The 17,992-nt window shown below is 64.9% G+C and carries 20 protein-coding genes and 1 pseudogene; 3 read left to right on the plus strand and 18 right to left on the minus strand.

Features of this window, described 5'->3' with window-relative positions; genetic code table 11:
• The 4 genes and pseudogenes from glmM to BGO62_RS14295 form a co-directional block, all read right to left on the minus strand.
• Positions 1 to 416, minus strand: a pseudogene (gene glmM / locus BGO62_RS14280) (phosphoglucosamine mutase); the annotation flags it as partial.
• The gene (gene folP / locus BGO62_RS14285) at positions 406 to 1,245 is read right to left on the minus strand and encodes a dihydropteroate synthase (RefSeq protein ID WP_296643696.1); all 840 of its coding nucleotides are present in this window, start codon (positions 1,243 to 1,245) and stop codon (positions 406 to 408) included. The gene folP and the pseudogene glmM, both read right to left, overlap by 11 nt.
• A gap of 54 nt (positions 1,246 to 1,299) precedes the next feature.
• Positions 1,300 to 3,192 (minus strand): ATP-dependent zinc metalloprotease FtsH, encoded by a 1,893-nt coding sequence (ftsH, locus tag BGO62_RS14290; protein ID WP_296643698.1) that lies wholly within the window; start codon positions 3,190 to 3,192, stop codon positions 1,300 to 1,302.
• A 48-nt stretch (positions 3,193 to 3,240) separates the two neighbouring features.
• Positions 3,241 to 3,918 (minus strand): RlmE family RNA methyltransferase, encoded by a 678-nt coding sequence (locus BGO62_RS14295; protein WP_296643700.1) that lies wholly within the window; start codon positions 3,916 to 3,918, stop codon positions 3,241 to 3,243.
• A gap of 48 nt (positions 3,919 to 3,966) precedes the next feature.
• On the opposite strand from BGO62_RS14295, the gene BGO62_RS14300 reads away from it, so the two are divergent.
• Positions 3,967 to 4,263 carry a YhbY family RNA-binding protein gene (locus BGO62_RS14300; protein ID WP_296643702.1) on the plus strand — a complete coding sequence of 99 codons (297 nt, stop codon included), beginning with the start codon at positions 3,967 to 3,969 and terminating at the stop codon, positions 4,261 to 4,263.
• Positions 4,264 to 4,280: 17 nt separating this feature from the next.
• On the opposite strand, the gene BGO62_RS14305 is transcribed toward BGO62_RS14300, so the two are convergent.
• From BGO62_RS14305 to bamE, 7 genes are all read right to left on the minus strand, one after another.
• Positions 4,281 to 4,739, minus strand: a complete 459-nt coding sequence (locus tag BGO62_RS14305) for a DUF4149 domain-containing protein (RefSeq protein WP_296643704.1) — start codon at positions 4,737 to 4,739, stop codon at positions 4,281 to 4,283.
• Entirely contained in the window at positions 4,739 to 5,215 is a 477-nt protein-coding gene (gene greA / locus BGO62_RS14310) for a transcription elongation factor GreA (RefSeq protein ID WP_296643706.1), read from the minus strand. Before greA ends, BGO62_RS14305 begins: the two co-directional genes overlap by 1 nt.
• A 17-nt stretch (positions 5,216 to 5,232) precedes the next feature.
• Positions 5,233 to 8,439: a carbamoyl-phosphate synthase large subunit gene (gene carB, locus BGO62_RS14315; protein WP_296643708.1), complete on the minus strand. Its 3,207-nt coding sequence runs from the start codon at positions 8,437 to 8,439 to the stop codon at positions 5,233 to 5,235.
• Positions 8,423 to 9,562, minus strand: coding sequence for a glutamine-hydrolyzing carbamoyl-phosphate synthase small subunit (gene carA / locus BGO62_RS14320; protein ID WP_296643710.1), 1,140 nt, complete (start codon positions 9,560 to 9,562; stop codon positions 8,423 to 8,425). Before carA ends, carB begins: the two co-directional genes overlap by 17 nt.
• Before the next feature lie 157 nt (positions 9,563 to 9,719).
• Entirely contained in the window at positions 9,720 to 9,992 is a 273-nt protein-coding gene (locus BGO62_RS14325) for a glutaredoxin domain-containing protein (protein WP_296643712.1), read from the minus strand.
• Between the two features lie 18 nt (positions 9,993 to 10,010).
• On the minus strand, positions 10,011 to 10,814 hold the full coding sequence (gene dapB, locus BGO62_RS14330) for a 4-hydroxy-tetrahydrodipicolinate reductase (protein ID WP_296643714.1): 804 nt from the start codon (positions 10,812 to 10,814) through the stop codon (positions 10,011 to 10,013).
• Complete coding sequence (bamE, locus tag BGO62_RS14335; protein WP_296643717.1) at positions 10,811 to 11,965, minus strand: outer membrane protein assembly factor BamE; 1,155 nt, start codon at positions 11,963 to 11,965, stop codon at positions 10,811 to 10,813. Before bamE ends, dapB begins: the two co-directional genes overlap by 4 nt.
• A gap of 80 nt (positions 11,966 to 12,045) precedes the next feature.
• On the opposite strand from bamE, the gene fur reads away from it, so the two are divergent.
• Positions 12,046 to 12,495: a ferric iron uptake transcriptional regulator gene (fur, locus tag BGO62_RS14340; RefSeq protein ID WP_296643718.1), complete on the plus strand. Its 450-nt coding sequence runs from the start codon at positions 12,046 to 12,048 to the stop codon at positions 12,493 to 12,495.
• A 3-nt stretch (positions 12,496 to 12,498) separates the two neighbouring features.
• Here the strand turns inward: fur and BGO62_RS14345 are convergent, their stop codons facing one another.
• From BGO62_RS14345 to BGO62_RS14360, 4 genes are read right to left on the minus strand one after another with little or no spacing between them, the layout of a single operon-like run.
• Complete coding sequence (locus BGO62_RS14345) at positions 12,499 to 13,368, minus strand: cobalamin-binding protein (protein ID WP_296643720.1); 870 nt, start codon at positions 13,366 to 13,368, stop codon at positions 12,499 to 12,501.
• Complete coding sequence (cobC, locus tag BGO62_RS14350; RefSeq protein WP_296643722.1) at positions 13,365 to 13,961, minus strand: alpha-ribazole phosphatase family protein; 597 nt, start codon at positions 13,959 to 13,961, stop codon at positions 13,365 to 13,367. Before cobC ends, BGO62_RS14345 begins: the two co-directional genes overlap by 4 nt.
• Entirely contained in the window at positions 13,958 to 15,082 is a 1,125-nt protein-coding gene (gene proB, locus BGO62_RS14355; RefSeq protein WP_296643724.1) for a glutamate 5-kinase, read from the minus strand. Before proB ends, cobC begins: the two co-directional genes overlap by 4 nt.
• Positions 15,079 to 15,576, minus strand: a complete 498-nt coding sequence (locus BGO62_RS14360; protein ID WP_296643726.1) for a CNP1-like family protein — start codon at positions 15,574 to 15,576, stop codon at positions 15,079 to 15,081. Before BGO62_RS14360 ends, proB begins: the two co-directional genes overlap by 4 nt.
• A gap of 152 nt (positions 15,577 to 15,728) precedes the next feature.
• Between BGO62_RS14360 and BGO62_RS14365 the strand changes: the two genes are divergently transcribed.
• Positions 15,729 to 16,637, plus strand: a complete 909-nt coding sequence (locus BGO62_RS14365) for a cation diffusion facilitator family transporter (protein WP_363924412.1) — start codon at positions 15,729 to 15,731, stop codon at positions 16,635 to 16,637.
• Here the strand turns inward: BGO62_RS14365 and BGO62_RS14370 are convergent.
• From BGO62_RS14370 to BGO62_RS14380, 3 genes are all read right to left on the minus strand, one after another.
• Positions 16,610 to 17,014, minus strand: a complete 405-nt coding sequence (locus tag BGO62_RS14370) for a DUF2784 domain-containing protein (RefSeq protein WP_296643730.1) — start codon at positions 17,012 to 17,014, stop codon at positions 16,610 to 16,612. The two genes, BGO62_RS14365 and BGO62_RS14370, sit on opposite strands and share 28 nt — an antisense overlap.
• A 390-nt stretch (positions 17,015 to 17,404) precedes the next feature.
• Positions 17,405 to 17,719, minus strand: a complete 315-nt coding sequence (gene soxZ, locus BGO62_RS14375) for a thiosulfate oxidation carrier complex protein SoxZ (protein WP_296643734.1) — start codon at positions 17,717 to 17,719, stop codon at positions 17,405 to 17,407.
• Between the two features lie 60 nt (positions 17,720 to 17,779).
• The coding region (locus BGO62_RS14380; protein WP_296643736.1) for a thiosulfate oxidation carrier protein SoxY at positions 17,780 to 17,992 on the minus strand (213 nt) is incomplete at its 5' end.

Below are 17,992 nucleotides of genomic sequence, written 5' to 3' on the forward strand. Positions count from 1 at the left end.
AGCCGCGCCTCGATCGCTTCCTCCACGCTGTCCGGCAGTTTCTGCCCGCTGGCGGAAAAGAACTTGATGCCGTTGTCCTCGAACGGATTGTGCGATGCCGAGATCACCACCCCGGCCTGCAGACGCAGCGCGCGCGTCAGGTAGGCCACAGCAGGCGTCGGCATCGGTCCGGTCATCAGCACGTTCACGCCGGCAGCGGTCAGACCGGCTTCCAGCGCAGCTTCCAGCATGTAGCCCGAAATGCGGGTGTCCTTGCCGATCAGCACGGTCGGGTGTTGATTCGGCGGCAGGCTGCCGCGGTCGGCCACCAGCACCTGCCCGGCAGCGTAGCCCAGATGCATGACAAACTCCGGCGTAATGGGCGCTTCGCCCACCTTGCCGCGCACGCCGTCGGTGCCGAAATATTTACGTCCCATCCTGTTGTTCCTCCACTGCATTCCATACCGCCAGCGCATCCCGCATGGCTGCCACATTGTGTACCCGGAGCAAGCGCGCACCGCGCGCCACGGCGGCCAGATGCGCCGCCACCCCGGCGAATTCACGCGCCTCGACGGCACGCCCGGTCAATGCGCCCAGCATGGATTTGCGCGACATCCCGGCCAGCACGGGCACGCCCGTTTCCGCCAGGCAGTGCAGATGCTTGAGCAGGGCCAAATTGTGCTCCAGCGTTTTGCCAAACCCAAAGCCCGGATCGATCACCAGCCTCTCGCGGCTCATGCCCGCGGCTTCGCAAACCTGCACCCGGTCCTGCAAAAACTGCTTCACGTCTTCGACCACATCGGCATAACGGGGCGCATGCTGCATGCTCTGCGGCTCGCCCTGCATATGCATCAGGCACACCGCCGCATCGGACGCCCTCACCGCCTCCAGTGCGCCGGGCGCACGCAAGGCCATCACATCGTTCACCATGGCCGCGCCTGCGTCGAGCGCAGCGCGCATCACTTCAGGCTTCGTGGTGTCGACCGACACCACGAAGCCGCAGCTGGCAAGCGCCTCGATCACTGGCCGCACCCGGCGGATTTCCTCATCGGCAGGCACAGCCGCCGCACCCGGACGGGTGGACTCCCCGCCGACGTCGAGGATATCGGCGCCTTCTTCCCGCAGCTTGAGGGCATGCTCGATCGCTGCCTGTGCGTTGCCCAGCCGCCCGCCGTCGGAAAACGAATCCGGCGTGACATTGACGATACCCATGACAAGGGGACGGGCCAGGGAGAGGCGGTGCGAACCGGCGCGGAGTATGGACATAAAAATAGAGGGGCCAAAGCCCCTCTATTGTAGTGCGCGATGCCGAATCTACGTTCAGGCTTCCTGCGCGGGTTGTGTAGTCGGCGCAGGTGCACTCGGCTTGTCGCCGCCGCTTGCCGGTGGTGGCGGCGTGACGGAGGGCTTGGGCGGGCGCGGTGGGAGGCCGGCCATAATGTCGGCAATCTGTTCGGCATCGATGGTTTCCCATTCCAGCAGCGCTGTGGTCATCGCCTCGACCTTGTCGCGGTTGTCGGTCAGGATCTTCTTGGCCAGCGCGTACTGCTCGTCCAGGATGCGGCGAATCTCGGCGTCGACTTTCTGCATGGTCGCTTCGCTCATGTTCTTGTGCGTGGTCACCGAACGCCCCAGGAACACCTCGCCTTCGTTTTCGCCATACACCATCGGGCCCAGCGCTTCGGACATGCCGTAGCGGGTCACCATGTCGCGCGCGATGCTGGTGGCGCGCTCGAAGTCGTTGGAAGCGCCGGTCGAGATGCTGCCGACGAAGATCTCTTCCGCCACCCGGCCGCCGAACAGCATGCTGATCTGCGACAGCATCTCGTCCTTGTACAGGCTGAAACGGTCCATTTCCGGCAGCGACATGGTCACGCCCAGGGCACGGCCGCGCGGGATCACGGTCACCTTGTGCACCGGGTCGCAGCCCGGCAGGGTCATGCCGATCACCGCATGGCCCGACTCGTGGTAAGCCGTTTTCTTCTTGTCCTCGGGCGTGATCACCATGGACTTGCGCTCGGCGCCCATCAGGATCTTGTCCTTGGCCTTCTCGAAATCGTCCATGTCGACCAGGCGCTTGTTGCCGCGCGCGGCGAACAGGGCGGCCTCGTTGACCAGATTGGCGAGGTCGGCGCCGGACATGCCGGGGGTGCCGCGCGCCAGAATGTCGGCCCGCACATCGGGGGCGAGCGGCACTTTGCGCATGTGCACCAGCAGGATCTGTTCGCGGCCACGGATGTCGGGCAAGCCCACCACCACCTGGCGGTCGAAGCGTCCCGGGCGCAGCAAGGCCGGGTCGAGCACGTCGGGGCGGTTGGTCGCGGCAATGACGATGACGCCGGTAGTCGCCTCGAAGCCGTCCATTTCCACTAGCAACTGGTTCAAGGTCTGTTCGCGCTCGTCGTTGCCGCCGCCGAGGCCGGCGCCGCGCTGGCGGCCGACCGCATCGATCTCGTCGATGAAGATGATGCAGGGCGAATTCTTCTTCGCCTGCTCGAACATGTCGCGCACGCGCGCAGCGCCCACGCCGACGAACATCTCGACGAAGTCCGAGCCGGAGATGCTGAAGAACGGCACCTTGGCCTCGCCCGCGATCGAGCGCGCCAGCAGGGTCTTGCCGGTTCCCGGCGGGCCGACCATCAGCACGCCGCGCGGAATATGGCCGCCCAGTTTCTGGAACTTGGTCGGGTCCTTCAGGAAATCCACCAGTTCCGCCACGTCTTCCTTGGCCTCGTCGCAGCCTGCGACGTCGGCGAAGGTCACCGGATTGGCGTTTTCATCGAGCAGGCGCGCCCGGCTCTTGCCGAACGAGAAAGCCCCGCCCCGCCCGCCGCCCTGCATCTGGCGCATGAAGAAGATCCACACGCCGATCAGCAGCAGCATCGGGAACCAGGAAATGAACAGACTCATCAGGAACGACGGCTGCTCTTCAGGCTTGGCCTCGACCGAGACGCCGTTTTTCAGCAGGTCGGACACCATCCACGGGTCGCTCGGCGCATAGCTGGTGAAACGCTGGCCATCGCTGCGCTCGCCCTTGAGAACGTTACCTTCTATCACCACCTTGGAGATCTGCTGCTGGCGCACCTCCTCGATGAATTGCGAGTAAGGCATCTGCTTCTGGGCCGTGCGCTGGGCGCCGAACTGGTTGAATACCGTCATCAGGACGACGGCAATAATCAACCAGACGGCGATGTTTTTGGACAGATTGTTCACGTTTACTCCTTGGTGCCGAACGCAGCACGTTTAGACTCATTCTAAACCCTATTTTGCAAGCATGCCACGGCAGCCTTGCGACACGCCATCCCGTGCGGCAACCGGGCGACGTCCCAGCAGATAAACCTCGGTGCTGCGATCGCGCGAGGCATCGGGTTTGCGGATCAGCACCTGCTCGAATGCCTGCCGCATCCGGGCCCGGAAATCCTCAAAACCGACACCCTGGAAAACTTTGACGAGGAAACAGCCATCTGGTTTCAGCCAGCTTGCCGCAAATTCGAGCGCCAGTTCGCATAATTCGTAATGCCGCGCCTGGTCTGCCAACATCACCCCGCTGATGTTGGGCGCCATATCGCTTAATACAAGGTCAACCTGCCCGGATTGCAACTTTTCTTCCAGCCAGGTCAGCGCCGCCGGCTCGGTGAAATCGCCTTCCAGGCTGTCGACGCCGGGCATCGGTGCCACCGGCAGCAGGTCGATCGCCAGCACCCTGCCCTGCCGCTTCATCTTCTGCACCGCCACCTGGCACCAGCTGCCGGGTGCGGCGCCCAGGTCCACCACCGTCATGCCGGGGCGCAACAGATGGTCGCGCTGGTCGATTTCCAGCAGTTTATAGGCGGCGCGCGAGCGGTAGCCGTCCTGCTGCGCCTTTTTGACGTAAGGATCCGTCACGTGCTCGTGCATCCAGGCACTGCCCGATTTGGTCCGCTTGGGTTTCTGTGCCATGTCTATCGGCTCTATCGGCTACAATCCGCGCTCATTTAAGGAACAAGCATGAAAGCACTCACGCCCGCACAACGGCAGTTTCTGAAGGGGCTGGCACACACGCGCCAACCGGTGGTCATGATCGGCAACCAGGGCTTGACGGCTGCCGTATTGAAGGAAATCGATCACGCGCTGGCTGCGCACGAACTAATCAAGATCAAGGCAGCCTGCAACGAATCGGACCTGCGCCGCAGTTGGCTGGAGGAAATCTGCGCCGCCACCGGCGCTGCGCCGGTACAGCAAATCGGCAAGGTGCTGGTGATCTATCGTGCCGCGGCCAAACCCGTCATCGTCCTGCCGGGCTGATTGCTGCCCAGCGGGGTTTATCGCACCAGCCCGGAACGCCAGACCAGCAACAGTCCCAGCGCGCTCTGGATCAAATACAGAATGCTGGACACCCCGTGCCAGCGCGCAAAACGGTCGGCAAACACGCTTTGCATCACGGCATGCGGCATGGCCTGATCCTTCAGGCTCTGCATGATGGGTTGAATGCCGAAATGGCCCGCCAGCGTCAACGCCAGCATGACCGCCACCGCCCAGAAGAACAGCGTTTTCAGCGCCGCGCCGCCGTCGCGGGCGATGCGGTAAATCAGCAGATAGATTCCGGCAGTGATGCCGATCCAGGCCATCCATTCGAACAGGTTGCCGGCCAGCACCCCGGCCAGTTGCTTGTCGCCGAGGCTGGCAAACAGCACCGGCGCCGCGACGTAGCCGATCGCCCAGATGCCGCCGATCCACAGCACCAGCATCGTCCCGGCGAGGCCGTCCCAGAAACGCCGCATTATATGTATTGCACGTCCAGCACTTCGTACTGGCGGAGACCGCCCGGCGCCTGCACGTCCACGCTGTCGCCCGCGTACTTGCCGATCAATGCGCGCGCGATGGGCGACGACACGGAAATCTTGCGCTGCTTGATATCGGCCTCGTCATCGCCGACGATCTGATAAACCACGCTGTCGCCGGACTCGGCGTCTTCCAGTTCAACCGTCGCACCGAAGACGATGCGGCCGTCCGCATCGAGGGTGGTGGGATCGATGATCTGCGCATTCGCCAGCTTGCCTTCGAGGTCGGCAATACGGCCTTCGATGAAGCCCTGCTTTTCCTTGGCGGCGTCGTACTCGGCGTTTTCAGACAGATCGCCCTGCGCGCGTGCCTCGGCGATCGCCTGGATGACAGCGGGGCGCTCCACGCTTTTCAGATGTTGCAACTCGGCGCGCAGCTTTTCGGCGCCGACCACGGTGAGGGGGAATTTGTTCACAGCCTTGCCTTATCGGGTCAGTGCAGGCGCTGATGCAGCGCCTGCAGGGAATACACCTTGAGTTCGTTGCCGTGCCGCATGCCCATGCAGGCCGCACGCGCACCGGCCAGGGTGGTGAAATACACCACCCGGCGCGCCAGCGCTTCGGCGCGGATGGTGTAGGAATCCTTCACCGCCTTCTTGTCTTCGACCACGTTGACGATGAAATCGATATCGCCGTTCTTGATCATGTCGACGATATGCGGGCGGCCTTCCTTGACCTTGTTGACGATCGCTACCGGAATCCCTGCCGACTCGATCGCCTGGGCAGTGCCGCGCGTGGCGACCAGGCTGAAGCCGAGATCGCGCAGCGCCTGCGCCACTTCGACGATGGCATCGCGGTCGCCCGAGCGCACGCTGACGAAGGCGCGGCCGCCCGGCTTCGGCAGCTCGGAGCTCGACGCCAGCTGCGACTTGACGAAAGCCTCGCCGAAATTGTCGCCCACCCCCATGACTTCACCGGTCGATTTCATTTCCGGGCCGAGGATGGTGTCGACGCCGGGGAATTTGCGGAACGGGAACACCGCCTCCTTCACCGAGAAATACGGCGGGATGATTTCCTTTTCGAACGCCTGCGACTTCAGCGAAATGCCCGCCATCGCACGCGCGGCGATTTTCGCCAGCGGCGCGCCGATGGCCTTCGAGACGTAGGGCACGGTGCGCGACGCGCGCGGATTCACCTCCAGCACGTAGACGGTGTCGCCCTGGATCGCGAACTGCACGTTCATCAGGCCGACCACTTTCAAGGCCTTCGCCATCGCCACGGTCTGGCGACGCAACTCGTCCTGCAGTTCGTTCGACAGGCTGTAGGGCGGCAGCGAACACGCCGAATCGCCCGAATGCACGCCGGCCTGCTCGATGTGCTGCATGATGCCGCCGATCACCACCTGTTCGCCGTCGGACAGCGCATCGACATCGACCTCGATCGCGTCGTTCAAGAAGCGGTCGAGCAGCACCGGCGACTTGTTCGACACCTTCACCGCCTCGGTCATGTAGCGGACGAGGTCGGCTTCCTCGCGCACGATTTCCATGGCGCGGCCACCCAGCACGTAGCTGGGGCGCACCACCAGCGGGTAGCCGATTTCCTCGGCCATGCGGATGGCGCTGTCGGGGTTGCGCGCGGTGCGGTTGGGCGGCTGCTTCAGGCCCAGATCGTGCAGCATCTGCTGGAAGCGCTCGCGGTCTTCGGCGGCGTCGATCATGTCGGGGCTGGTGCCGATGATGGGCACGCCGTTCTTTTCCAGGTCGCGCGCCAGCTTCAGCGGCGTCTGCCCGCCGTACTGCACGATCACGCCGAAGGGCTTCTCGATGCGCACGATTTCCAGCACGTCTTCCAGCGTCAGCGGCTCGAAATACAGGCGGTCGGAGGTATCGTAGTCGGTCGACACGGTCTCCGGGTTGCAGTTGACCATGATGGTCTCGAAGCCGTTCTCGCGCAGCGCCAGCGCGGCGTGCACGCAGCAGTAGTCGAACTCGATGCCCTGGCCGATGCGGTTCGGCCCGCCGCCCAGCACCATGATCTTTTTCGCGTCGGTCGGATGTGCCTCGCACTCTTCCTCGTAGGTTGAATACATGTAGGCGGTCTGGGTGGCGAACTCGGCCGCGCAGGTGTCGACCCGCTTGTAGACCGGGTGCAATGAAAGTTCATTGCGGCGCGCGCGCACCGCGTGCTGGTCGGTTTCCAACAGCCTGGCCAGACGGCGGTCGGAGAAACCGGCGCGCTTCAGCTCGCGCAACTCGTCGCGCCCGAGGTCGGTCAGCGCACGCCCGGACAGCGAGGTTTCCAATTCGATCAGGCCCTGGATCTGGTCGAGGAACCATGGATCGATCTTCGACACCGCGTGGATTTCCTCCAGCGTCATGCCAACGCGGAACGCGTCGCCGACGTACCAGATGCGCTCGGGGCCGGGCGACATCAGTTCGGCTTCGATCTCCTCGCGGTCGGTGGTCTTCGGGTCGAGGCCGTCGGCGCCGACTTCCAGCCCGCGCAGCGCCTTCTGCAGCGACTCCTGGAAGCTGCGGCCCATCGCCATCACCTCGCCCACCGACTTCATCTGCGTGGTCAGGCGGTCGTCGGCCTGCGGGAACTTCTCGAAGGCGAAGCGCGGGATCTTGGTCACCACGTAATCGATCGACGGCTCGAACGAGGCCGGGGTCGCGCCGCCGGTGATGTCGTTCTGCAGCTCGTCCAGCGTATAGCCGACCGCCAGCTTGGCCGCCACCTTGGCGATCGGAAAGCCGGTCGCCTTGGATGCCAGCGCGCTTGATCGCGACACCCGCGGGTTCATCTCGATCACCACCATGCGGCCGTCGGCCGGATTGATGGAGAACTGCACGTTGGAGCCGCCGGTTTCCACGCCGATCTCGCGCAGCACCGCCAGCGAGGCGTTGCGCATGATCTGGTATTCCTTGTCGGTCAGCGTCTGCGCCGGGGCCACGGTGATGGAGTCGCCCGTGTGCACGCCCATCGGGTCGAAGTTCTCGATCGAACAGATGATGATGCAGTTGTCCTTGCGGTCGCGCACCACTTCCATCTCGTACTCTTTCCAACCGAGCAGCGATTCCTCGATCAGCAGTTCGTGGGTGGGCGAAGCTTCCAGGCCGCGCTCGCAGATGGCGACGAACTCGTCCTTGTTGTAGGCGATGCCGCCGCCCGAGCCGCCCATGGTGAACGAGGGGCGGATGATCGACGGGAAGCCGAGCGCGGCCTGCACCTGCAGCGCCTCTTCCAGGCTGTGGGCGATCGACGAGCGCGCGGAACCCAGTCCGATCCTGGTCATCGCGGCCTTGAACTTTTCGCGGTCTTCCGCCTTGTCGATCGCCTCCTTCGACGCGCCGATCATCTCGACACCGTATTTTTCCAGCACGCCGTGCTTGGCCAGATCGAGCGCGCAGTTGAGCGCGGTCTGCCCGCCCATGGTCGGCAGCAGGGCATCCGGGCGCTCCTGTTCGATGATCTTCTCGACCACCTGCCAGGAAATCGGCTCGATGTAGGTGACGTCGGCCATGTCCGGATCGGTCATGATCGTCGCCGGATTGCTGTTGACGAGGATGACCTTGTAGCCCTCCTCGCGCAGCGCCTTGCACGCCTGCGCGCCGGAATAGTCGAATTCGCACGCCTGGCCGATGACGATGGGGCCGGCGCCGATGATGAGGATGCTTTTTAAGTCAGTGCGCTTGGGCATGGTCGGCCATCAGCTGGATAAATCGGTCGAACAAATAACCCACGTCGTGCGGGCCGGGACTGGCTTCGGGATGCCCCTGGAAGCTGAACGCGGGGGCATCGGTGCGAGCGATGCCCTGCAGTGAGCCGTCGAACAGCGAGACATGGGTGGTGCGGATATTGGCGGGAAGCGTCGCCGCATCCACTGCGAAGCCGTGGTTCTGGCTGGTGATGGCGACACGTCCGCTGTCGAGGTCTTTCACCGGATGGTTCGCACCGTGGTGGCCGAACTTCATCTTGACGGTCCTGGCGCCCGAGGCCAGCGCCAGCAACTGGTGGCCGAGGCAGATTCCGAAGACCGGGATCTGCGCCGCCACCAGGTCGCCGATCGCCTGGATCGCGTAATCGCACGGCTCCGGATCACCCGGGCCATTGGAGAGGAAAACACCGTCCGGCTTCAGCGCCAGAGCCTGCTCCGCGGTGGCGGTCGCAGGCAGCACGGTCAGGCGGCAGCCGCGCTCGGCGAGCATCCGCAGGATATTGCGCTTGACGCCGTAATCGAAGGCCACGACATGGAAACGCGGCGCGTCCAGCTGAGCGTAGCCGCGCCCGAGCCTCCATTCGGTCTGATTCCATTCGTACGCCGCCGGCGCGCTCACCACCTTGGCCAGGTCCATGCCGGCCAGGCCGGGGAACGCGCGCGCGGCGTCGAGGGCCTTCGCCTCATCCACCGCGCCCGCCATAACGCAGCCGCCCTGCGCGCCCTTTTCGCGCAGGATGCGCGTCAGCCGGCGGGTGTCGATATCGGCAATGGCGACGATGTTCTGGCTCTTGAGATAATCGGGCAGCGATTGGCCGGCGCGGAAATTCGAATGCAGCCGCGGCACATCGCGCACCACCAGTCCCGCCGCATGGATGCGGTCCGCCTCGACATCCTCGGCATTGACGCCGGTATTGCCGATATGGGGATAGGTCAGAGTGACAATTTGCCGCGAATACGAAGGATCGGTAAGGATTTCCTGATAACCGGTCAGCGCGGTATTGAATACCACCTCGCCGGTCGTGATGCCGTCGGCACCGATCGACAGGCCGCGAAACACCGAGCCGTCAGCTAAAACCAGGATGGCAGGTTGGGCACGAGACAAGAAAAACTCCACAAGACTATTGAGCGTGGCGCAGGTGACAAAATTCAGGCGAGCCGCTTGCGCGCACCCGCCTGAACTTGAATTGCGTAATTGTAGCCGATCTGAAGCCTGGCTTCAATGCGGAGCTACACCTCCCGGGCCGCCCCCCTGCTTCGGATCAAGGCTGGAGATGATCCAGGCCGCCGTCCATATCGAGCTCGGTCAGTTCGGTAAAGCCGCCGATGCAGGTGCCGTCGACCACGATCTGCGGAACGGTGCGCGCGCCGTTGGTGACGACGGAGAATTCCTTCATCGCCTCGCGGTCGAGGTCGATGCGGACCTCGTCGTAGCCGATGCCGCGCTTGTCGAGAAAAGCCTTGGCCTTGACGCAGATGGGGCAGGTGCCGGTGCTGTAGACCTTGACGGCATTCATGGTGGGTTCCTGTTGCATGCGGTTATCCAGTTTCGACTATTTCAAATTCAGCACATCGCGCATGTCGTACAACCCCGGCGCGCGGCCTTGCAGCCATTTGGCGGCGCGCAGCGCGCCCTGCGCGAAGGTGGCGCGGCTGCTGGCCTTGTGGGTGAGCTCGACGCGTTCGCCGATGCCGGCGAACAGCAGCGTGTGGTCGCCGACGATGTCGCCGCCGCGCACGGTGGCAAAGCCGATGGTCTTGGGATCGCGCTCGCCGGTGACGCCCTCGCGGCCGTAGACCGCGCAACTGGCGAGATCGCGGTCGATGGCGCGCGCCACCGCCTGCCCCAGGCCCAGCGCGGTACCGGAGGGCGCATCGACCTTGTGGCGGTGATGCGCCTCGATGATTTCGATGTCATAGCCGTCCTGCAGCACCTGCGCGGCAAGTTCGGCCAGCTTCATCAGGAGATTCACGCCCACGCTCATGTTGGGCGCAAACACGATGGGTATCCGTTGCGCCGCCGCTTCGATGCGCGCCTTGCCGGCGTCATCGAAGCCGGTGGTGCCGATGACCAGCGGCACCTGCGCCGCAACGCAGGCATCGAGATAGCCAACGGTGGCTTCGGGGCGGGTGAAGTCGATCAGCGCCTGCGCGCCCGGCAGGACGACACCCGGCTGATCGCTGATGCGCACGCCGCTGGCGCCTCCCCAGGCGGCACCGGCGTCCTGCCCCGCCAGCGGACTGCCGGGACGGTCGATCGCCGCGCACAGCGCGCAAGCGGGATCGGCTGCCACGGCTTCCAGCAGCGTACGCCCCATACGGCCGGACACGCCGGCAATCGCGATCTGCACGCTCATGGCCGGCCACCTTGCAAAACCGACAACACCTTTTCCTCGACGATCAGCCAGCGGCCGTCGCGTTCGACCAAGCGCAACTGCTTGACCACGGCATCGCGGTAGCTGTCGGAACGGTAAAACTGATTGAAGGTCACCGTGGCGGCAGCATCGTCCGTCCGCTCGACCACGGGCGAATCGATTTCGAGTTCGATGCGTTTGGCTGCGTTCAGCACCTGGCGCTTGCGCTTCTCCCAATCGGCGCGGCTGGCGCCGCCCTGCGGGATAAAGCCGGCATCGTAGGCGGCGAGGTAGGCTGCGTTGTCACGCCGCGCCCAGGCATCTGCCCACTCGTTCACCGCTTTCAGCACGGCGGCATCGTTCGGCGCCGCCAGCGGAGCCGTTTCTGGGAAAGACGGAACAACGTCCGGCTGGATTTTCGTCACGTCGGTTTCGGGCTGCAGGCTCAGTTCGGCTGGCGGACGCGGGTCGACATACGCCGGCGCGTTTTTCGGACTGGGCAGCGGGGGCACGACGCTGCTTGCCGCGGTTGCCGCCTGTCCGGGCTGCGGCGCCGCAACAGCCGCGGGGGCAGCCGTCGCTGCCGCAGCGGGGGACGCTGGCGCCGCAACGGAGGGCGCCGTGATCACAGGCGCCGCAGCAGGAGGTGCCGCAACTGCAGGTACCGTAGCGGCCGGGGAGACGGTCGGGGCAACCGCTGCGGGCCGGGAAGCCGGCGCCGGAATCGGCTCAGGCTGAGGTGCGGTTGCTACGGGCATCGGCGCGGTTGCCACGGCCGACGGCGCAGCCGGAGTTTCGGTTTTCGGCGCGACCTGCGCGACAGGCGCGGGCTCGGCCGCCGGCAGGTCGCCGTCGATGCGCGTCAGCGTGTCGCCGTCGAAAAACAGCGTGATGCGCTTTTGCTCTGCCAGCTTGCCGGCCTTGTAAAACACGTACACGTAATCCCAGCGATCGGTCCGGAACGGATCGACCAGCAGCGGGGTGCCCAGCAGGAAGCGGACTTGCGAACGGTTGAGGCCGAGCTTCAAACGGGCGACGTTTTCCTGGTCGAGCGCATTGCCCTGCTGCACATCGATGCGATGGGGGCCGATTTTGACGCTGGAACACCCGGCAGCCAGGCTCAGAAGCAGAACAGGAATCAGGAAATGACGCATAACCGAGAAGCCGGAAGGGTTTGGGCGGGTTGGAAAAGAACGTATCATAACGTATTCGCGTTCCCCTTCTGGAGCCTCTTTTGAGCAATCCGTACGACCTCAAGAGCATTGGCCTGAAAGCCACTTTGCCGCGCCTGAAAATCCTCGACTTGTTCGAGCAGGGCAACAAGCGTCACATGACCGCAGAGGAAGTCTATCGGTTGCTGTCCGACGAAGGCCATGATATCGGTCTCGCCACCGTCTACCGCGTGCTCACCCAGTTCGAGCAGGCCGGCTTGCTGATGCGCCACCACTTCGACAGCGACAAGGCGGTGTTCGAGCTCAACCAGGGCGATCACCACGACCATCTGGTCTGCCTGCAATGCGGCAAGGTCGAGGAGTTTTACGACAGCGAAATCGAAAAACGCCAGACCCGCATCGCCAAGGAACGTGGTTTTGCCATCAACGATCACTCGCTGCAGATCTACGCCGACTGCATCAAGGAAAACTGCCCCAACCGCAAGCCGGGCGACAACCGTCACCGGGCATAACGCCTATTGCGACAGGCGCCAGGGCGCCACCGCCACGCACAGAGCGGCCACGCCCTCGATCAGGCGCGGCGCGGGACGATGCAGGCGGTCCGCATCCAGCCGCACAAACGCCTGGTTTTTCACCGCCGGCAGGCCGGCGAAACGCTGCCACTGGCGACGCACGTCGGGCGCATCGCTGCCACTCAAGATCAGCGCCGGCGCGCGCCGCAGCACCGCCTCGCGCGACACTATCGGGGAGACTGCGCGCAGGTCGGCAAACACATTGCGCGCGCCGCACACCGCCAATGCATCGCTGATCCAGTGCTGCCCGCCCACCGTCATCAGCGGCCGGTCCCAAACCTGATAGAACACGCCGACCGGCGGGCGCCGGGTGGCCCGAACCTGCAGCGCGGCCAGCCTGGCGGAAAAATCCCGCGCGGCTGCCTCACCTTCCGCGGCGTGGCCGCTCGCCTGCCCGATCAGGCGCAGCAGGCGCGCCACGTCGGCAAGCCGGGTGGCCTGTGTGTGCAACACTGGCAAACCCGATTTTTCCAGGCCGTGAATATCGGCCGCGCGGTTGCCGCCGACCCAGACGACGACCAGATCCGGTTTCAGCGCCAGGATGCGCTCGAAGTTGATGCGGCTGTAGTCGCCGACGCGCGGAAGCATGTTCGCCGCTTCGGGATAATCGCTCGCGCTGTCCACCCCGACCACCTGCGCACCCGCTCCGGCGGCGAACAACAGCTCGGTGAGATGCGGCGTCAGCGACACGATGCGCTGTGGCGGCCGCTCGAGTTCGAGCGTCCGCCCGGCGTCATCGACTATGCGGATGGCGGCGGCCTGCGCCGGCGCGGCCAGCAGCAGGCATGACAGAAGAACAATGCGGCGGATCACCAGGCGATGCGTGAACTGCCGTGGAAAATCAGGCTCGCGTGTTCGCCGTCGAAGCGCAGGCGGGTCAGCCCGGCACTCGCCACCTCGATGCGGTAGGCGTGTTCCAGCGGAATGTGCAGCGCCCACGCCAGCGCCATGCGGATCACTCCGGCATGCCCCACCAGCAGCACGTGCTGGCCGGCATACTGCGCGAGCAGGTCGCCGAGCGCAGCGGCCACCCGCGCATGGAAATCGGCCAGCGGCTCGGCGCCGGCCGGGCGCGCATTGACCGGATCGGCCTTGAAGCGCGCCAGCGTGCCGGGCGCTTCCTGCTCGATCTCGGCAGCCGACCTGCCCTCCCATTCGCCGAAGCCGACTTCCTTCAGCCGCTCGTCCACTGCCAGCGGCAGGCCGTGGCGGCCGGCCAGCGTTTCGGCAAACGCACGGCAGCGCAGCAGGGGCGACGCCACGATGCGCGTCCACGGCACGGCATCGCCGACCGCCGCATGCATCTGCGCCCAGCCTTTTTCCGACAGCGGATCGTCGACCTGGCCGCGATACCTGCGCCCGCCGACGGGCTCGCCGTGGCGCATCAGGTCCAGCGTGGTGGTCACGCCAGCACCACCAGATTGTCGCGGTGGATCAATTCCGGTTCATCCATGTAGCCGAGTTCGGCCTCGATCGCACTGCTCGGCTTGCCGGCAATGCGGCGTGCCTCGCTCGCGCTGTAGTTGGTCAGGCCGCGCGCAATTTCGCGGCCGTCGGTATCGACCACCGCCACCACGTCACCGCGCCCGAATTCGCCGGTCACCCCCCTGACGCCGACCGGCAACAGGCTCTTGCCCTCCTCGCGCAAGGCGCGCACCGCGCCGGCGTCGAGCACCACGCCGCCGCGCAATTGCAGATGATCCGCCAGCCACTGCCGCCGCGCGGCGAGCGGTGCCTGGCGGGCGATCAGCTGGCTGCCGATGGCTTCGCCCGCCGCCAGCCGCAACAGCACCTGTTCCTCGCGGCCGCAGCAAATCACGGTGTGCGCGCCGCTTCTTGCCGCGCGCCTGGCGGCGAGTATCTTGGTCAGCATGCCGCCGGTGCCGACACTGCTGCCCGCCCCGCCTGCCATGCGTTCGAGCTCGGGATCGCCCGCGTGCGCCTCCATCACCAGCGTCGCCTGCGGGTCCCGGCGCGGGTCGGCGGTATACAGGCCCGTCTGATCGGTGAGGATGACGAGACAGTCGGCTTCGATCAGATTGGTCACCAGCGCGCCCAGTGTGTCGTTGTCGCCAAGGCGGATTTCGTCGGTGGCAACCGTATCGTTCTCATTGATGATCGGCACCACGCGCAACGCCAGCAGCGTGCGCAGGGTCGAGCGCGCATTCAGGTAGCGGGTGCGGTCGGCAAGATCCTCGTGGGTGAGCAGCACCTGCGCGGCATGGAGATCGTAGGTGCGGAATATCGATTCGTACGCCTGCACCAGCCCCATCTGCCCCACCGCCGCAGCCGCCTGCAATTCGTTGACCGCCTTCGGGCGCTTCTTCCAGCCCAGCCGCGCGATACCCTCGGCAATCGCGCCGGACGACACCAGCACCACTTCCTTGCCCTGCGCAGTCAGCGCGGCAATCTGCCCGGCCCAGCGCGACAGCGCGGCGTGGTCGAGCCCGCGCCCCTCGGCGGTGACCAAGCTGGAGCCGACCTTGACGACGATGCGCCGCGCGTGTTTGACGACCGAAGCGCTCATCGTGCCGCCCGCCGCAGATTCTGCACCGCCTCTCCGGCGTTCCGGACACGCAGGCCGTTGGGACAGAAATGATCCTCGAACAGGGCTTTCTGGTACGACAGCAGCGAGCGGAACTTGATCGGCTCCCAGCCGGCGTTGCGCGCCTTCGACCAGGTGCCGTCCGGATGGCCGTAGGCGTATAGCCGGCGCTCGCCCGATTCGCAGCGCAGGCCCTCGAACGACACGTTTTTCGCCCCGCCCGCGGCCTCGACCACCACGACGTAGCGCACCACGTTGTCGGCGCCGACGCTGATCGATTCGGCGTCGACGAAGAACGTGTTGCGCGTCGCCGACGACACCTTGAACGGAATCAGGTTCGCGGCCTTGGGGTAAGGCGGCAGCTGCGACGCCACCTCGGCCCAGGGCTTGTCCTGTTCGAATTCGCCTTCGAAATCAATCCATGCGGCATGGGCGGCAAGGGGCAGGCACAACAGCAGGGCGGGCAGGATTTTCATGCCCGGCATTTTATTGATTCAGCCGCAGGATGTCTGCAAGAAAGATCGACGCGGCAGGAAATGCCGCGGGCATGTGGCCGGGATAAAATCCAGTGCACGCAATCAAACAGGGCTTGGAAATCCGGATTGGATCGTTCCCGCTGAAAATCAACATGCTGACCGCCTCCCTCAAGCGCTACGCCTGGCTCTCCATCGCTGCGGCCCTTGCCACCATCCTGCTCAAGGGCTGGGCCTGGTGGCTCACCGGCTCGGTCGGCATGCTGTCCGACGCACTCGAGTCCTTCGTCAATCTGGCAGGCGCGATGATGGCGCTGGCCATGCTGTCGCTGGCGGCCATGCCTGCGGACGACAACCACGCGTACGGCCACGGCAAGGCGGAGTACTTCTCCAGCGCATTCGAAGGCTTTCTCATCCTCATTGCTGCCGCCAGCATCGCGTATGCCGCCATCGAGCGCCTGCTGAACCCGCAGCCGCTCGAAGCGGTAGGGATCGGCCTGGCGGTATCGGTGGCCGCCTCGGTGATCAACCTGCTCACGTCGCGCATCCTCATGGGGGTGGGCCGCAAATACAAATCCATCACCCTGGAAGCCGACGCCCACCACCTGCTCACCGACGTCTGGACGTCCGCGGGAGTCATTGCAGGAGTCGGACTGGTATGGGCGACCGGCTGGCTCTGGCTTGATCCGGCGATCGCCTTGCTGGTGGCCCTGAATATCGTGTGGACCGGCTGGCATCTGCTGCAGCGCTCCGCCGCAGGCCTGATGGACGTTTCCCTCCCCGAGGAAGAAATCAGGGCCATCGAGGCCATACTCGACGGCTACCGCCGGCAGGGGCTGGAATTCCATGCCCTGCGCACGCGCCAGGCCGGCGCCCGGGCCTTCATCACCCTGCATGTCATGATGCCAGGCGCCTGGACGATCCAGCAGGGGCACGACTGCTCGGAGCGCATCGAAGCCGACATCCGCCAAGCCGTGCCGCACGCCCACGTCACCACGCATCTGGAACCGCTGGAAGACCCTGTCTCCCTGGCCGATCAGGAACTGGATCGCCGGACCGGTTGAGCCTGCCGCGCCTGGGCCTTGCGGCGCCAGGCGCGGCAAGCCAGCGCATACGCCGCCAGATTCACCGCCACGACCACCCCGCCCAGCACCTGCTGGAGCGGCAGGGTCAGATGCCCCGGATACAGGATCGGCAGCAGGGTGCGTTCGATGAAATCGCCGCCGTAGGCGCTGCCCCCGCCGACGACGCGCAGGTGATTTTCCAGCGGCGTGAGCGGGCAGATCCCGCCGCTGAATTCGATGAATGCGCCCCAGGCGGCGGCAGGCAGATGCAGCCAGACCAGCCTTGGCCAGCGCGGCAGCAGAAACCCGCCCGCCACCACGAAGGCGACGAAAAGCAGGTGCACGACCACCACAGCGTCGGCAAGCATGGCGGCCATGCTCATCGCCAGGAAACCGGAGCCGCCACGCGTTCTCCCTTCATCCATTCGAACGGACACGGACCATGCGGTGCCTGCCGTGCCTCGTCCACGTCCCGTAGCGATGGCGGCTTGCATGCCGTCGCCTCGCACGCGGACACGTGAGCGGCCTTGAGGCATTGTCGCAACGCCACGTCGTCGAGGGCATCCAGCTCTGTTTCATCGAGAATGCCGCCGCCAAGTCAACAGAATTTAATATGGGAAGCAAGCAATTCACCCGCTTGCATCCCATCGTTTTGTTTTCTTAGCACAACAGCGGCCCGAAGCAGAGCGAATTACACCATGCATACCTGACTGCGGCGCCAATGGAGGTCTTCCATTGGCGCCGCAGTCAATGTGCGCGCAACAGCATTAGCCGATGGTGGCCTCGGCGGAGTTCTTGTCGCCCTTGTTGTCGACCCAGTTGACGACGATCTTGTCGCCTTTCTTGGGGCCCTTGACCTTGAAGCCCAGGTAGGGGTTCTTGGAGATGCCGGTGCCGAAGTCGGCGTTCAGCACTGCGGCGCCGTTGATGGTGGCCGTCACGTCCTGAATGAAGTGGGCGGGCACCAGCTGGCCGGTTTTGGCGTCTTTGCGCAGGCCGGTTTCCATCGGGTGGTTCATCAACACTTTGACGTCGGCGACGTCGCCTGCCATGGTGGCACGGATACGCATGGGTTCAGCCATTTGGCTTTCCTTTCTAATAAAGAATTCGGTTCAACGAATGATGTCTGGCCAGGCCGGGGATCAGCCGCCGCAGCCGCCGACGGTGACCTTGACTTCCTTGGCCGCGGTGTAAGACTTGCCGCCGGCATTGACAACCGTACGTATGAATGAAGTCTGGGCCACCTTGATACGAGTGGAAATAAAGCCTTGGGCGCCGCCCGACAGATTGTAGGTGCCGACCAGGGGAGTGCCGTTCTTTTCGGCAAAGATGGCGATGCTGGTCGTGCCGGCGAT

It is taken from the genome of Thiobacillus sp. 65-1402, from assembly GCF_001897685.1.
Classification (GTDB): Bacteria; Pseudomonadota; Gammaproteobacteria; order Burkholderiales; family Thiobacillaceae; genus Thiobacillus.

Coding starts and splice junctions, on each gene's coding strand:
- BGO62_RS14360 (WP_296643726.1), bottom strand. CDS start 15,576: ATGAAAATCCTGCCCGCCCTGCTGTTGTGCCTGCCCCTTGCCGCCCAT.
- BGO62_RS14305 (WP_296643704.1), bottom strand. CDS start 4,739: ATGCGGCGTTTCTGGGACGGCCTCGCCGGGACGATGCTGGTGCTGTGG.
- BGO62_RS14325 (WP_296643712.1), bottom strand. CDS start 9,992: ATGCAACAGGAACCCACCATGAATGCCGTCAAGGTCTACAGCACCGGC.
- BGO62_RS14300 (WP_296643702.1), top strand. CDS start 3,967: ATGAAAGCACTCACGCCCGCACAACGGCAGTTTCTGAAGGGGCTGGCA.
- BGO62_RS14365 (WP_363924412.1), top strand. CDS start 15,729: ATGCTGACCGCCTCCCTCAAGCGCTACGCCTGGCTCTCCATCGCTGCG.
- folP (WP_296643696.1), bottom strand. CDS start 1,245: ATGTCCATACTCCGCGCCGGTTCGCACCGCCTCTCCCTGGCCCGTCCC.
- dapB (WP_296643714.1), bottom strand. CDS start 10,814: ATGAGCGTGCAGATCGCGATTGCCGGCGTGTCCGGCCGTATGGGGCGT.
- bamE (WP_296643717.1), bottom strand. CDS start 11,965: ATGCGTCATTTCCTGATTCCTGTTCTGCTTCTGAGCCTGGCTGCCGGG.
- BGO62_RS14295 (WP_296643700.1), bottom strand. CDS start 3,918: ATGGCACAGAAACCCAAGCGGACCAAATCGGGCAGTGCCTGGATGCAC.
- proB (WP_296643724.1), bottom strand. CDS start 15,082: ATGAGCGCTTCGGTCGTCAAACACGCGCGGCGCATCGTCGTCAAGGTC.
- BGO62_RS14370 (WP_296643730.1), bottom strand. CDS start 17,014: ATGGCCGCCATGCTTGCCGACGCTGTGGTGGTCGTGCACCTGCTTTTC.
- soxZ (WP_296643734.1), bottom strand. CDS start 17,719: ATGGCTGAACCCATGCGTATCCGTGCCACCATGGCAGGCGACGTCGCC.
- carB (WP_296643708.1), bottom strand. CDS start 8,439: ATGCCCAAGCGCACTGACTTAAAAAGCATCCTCATCATCGGCGCCGGC.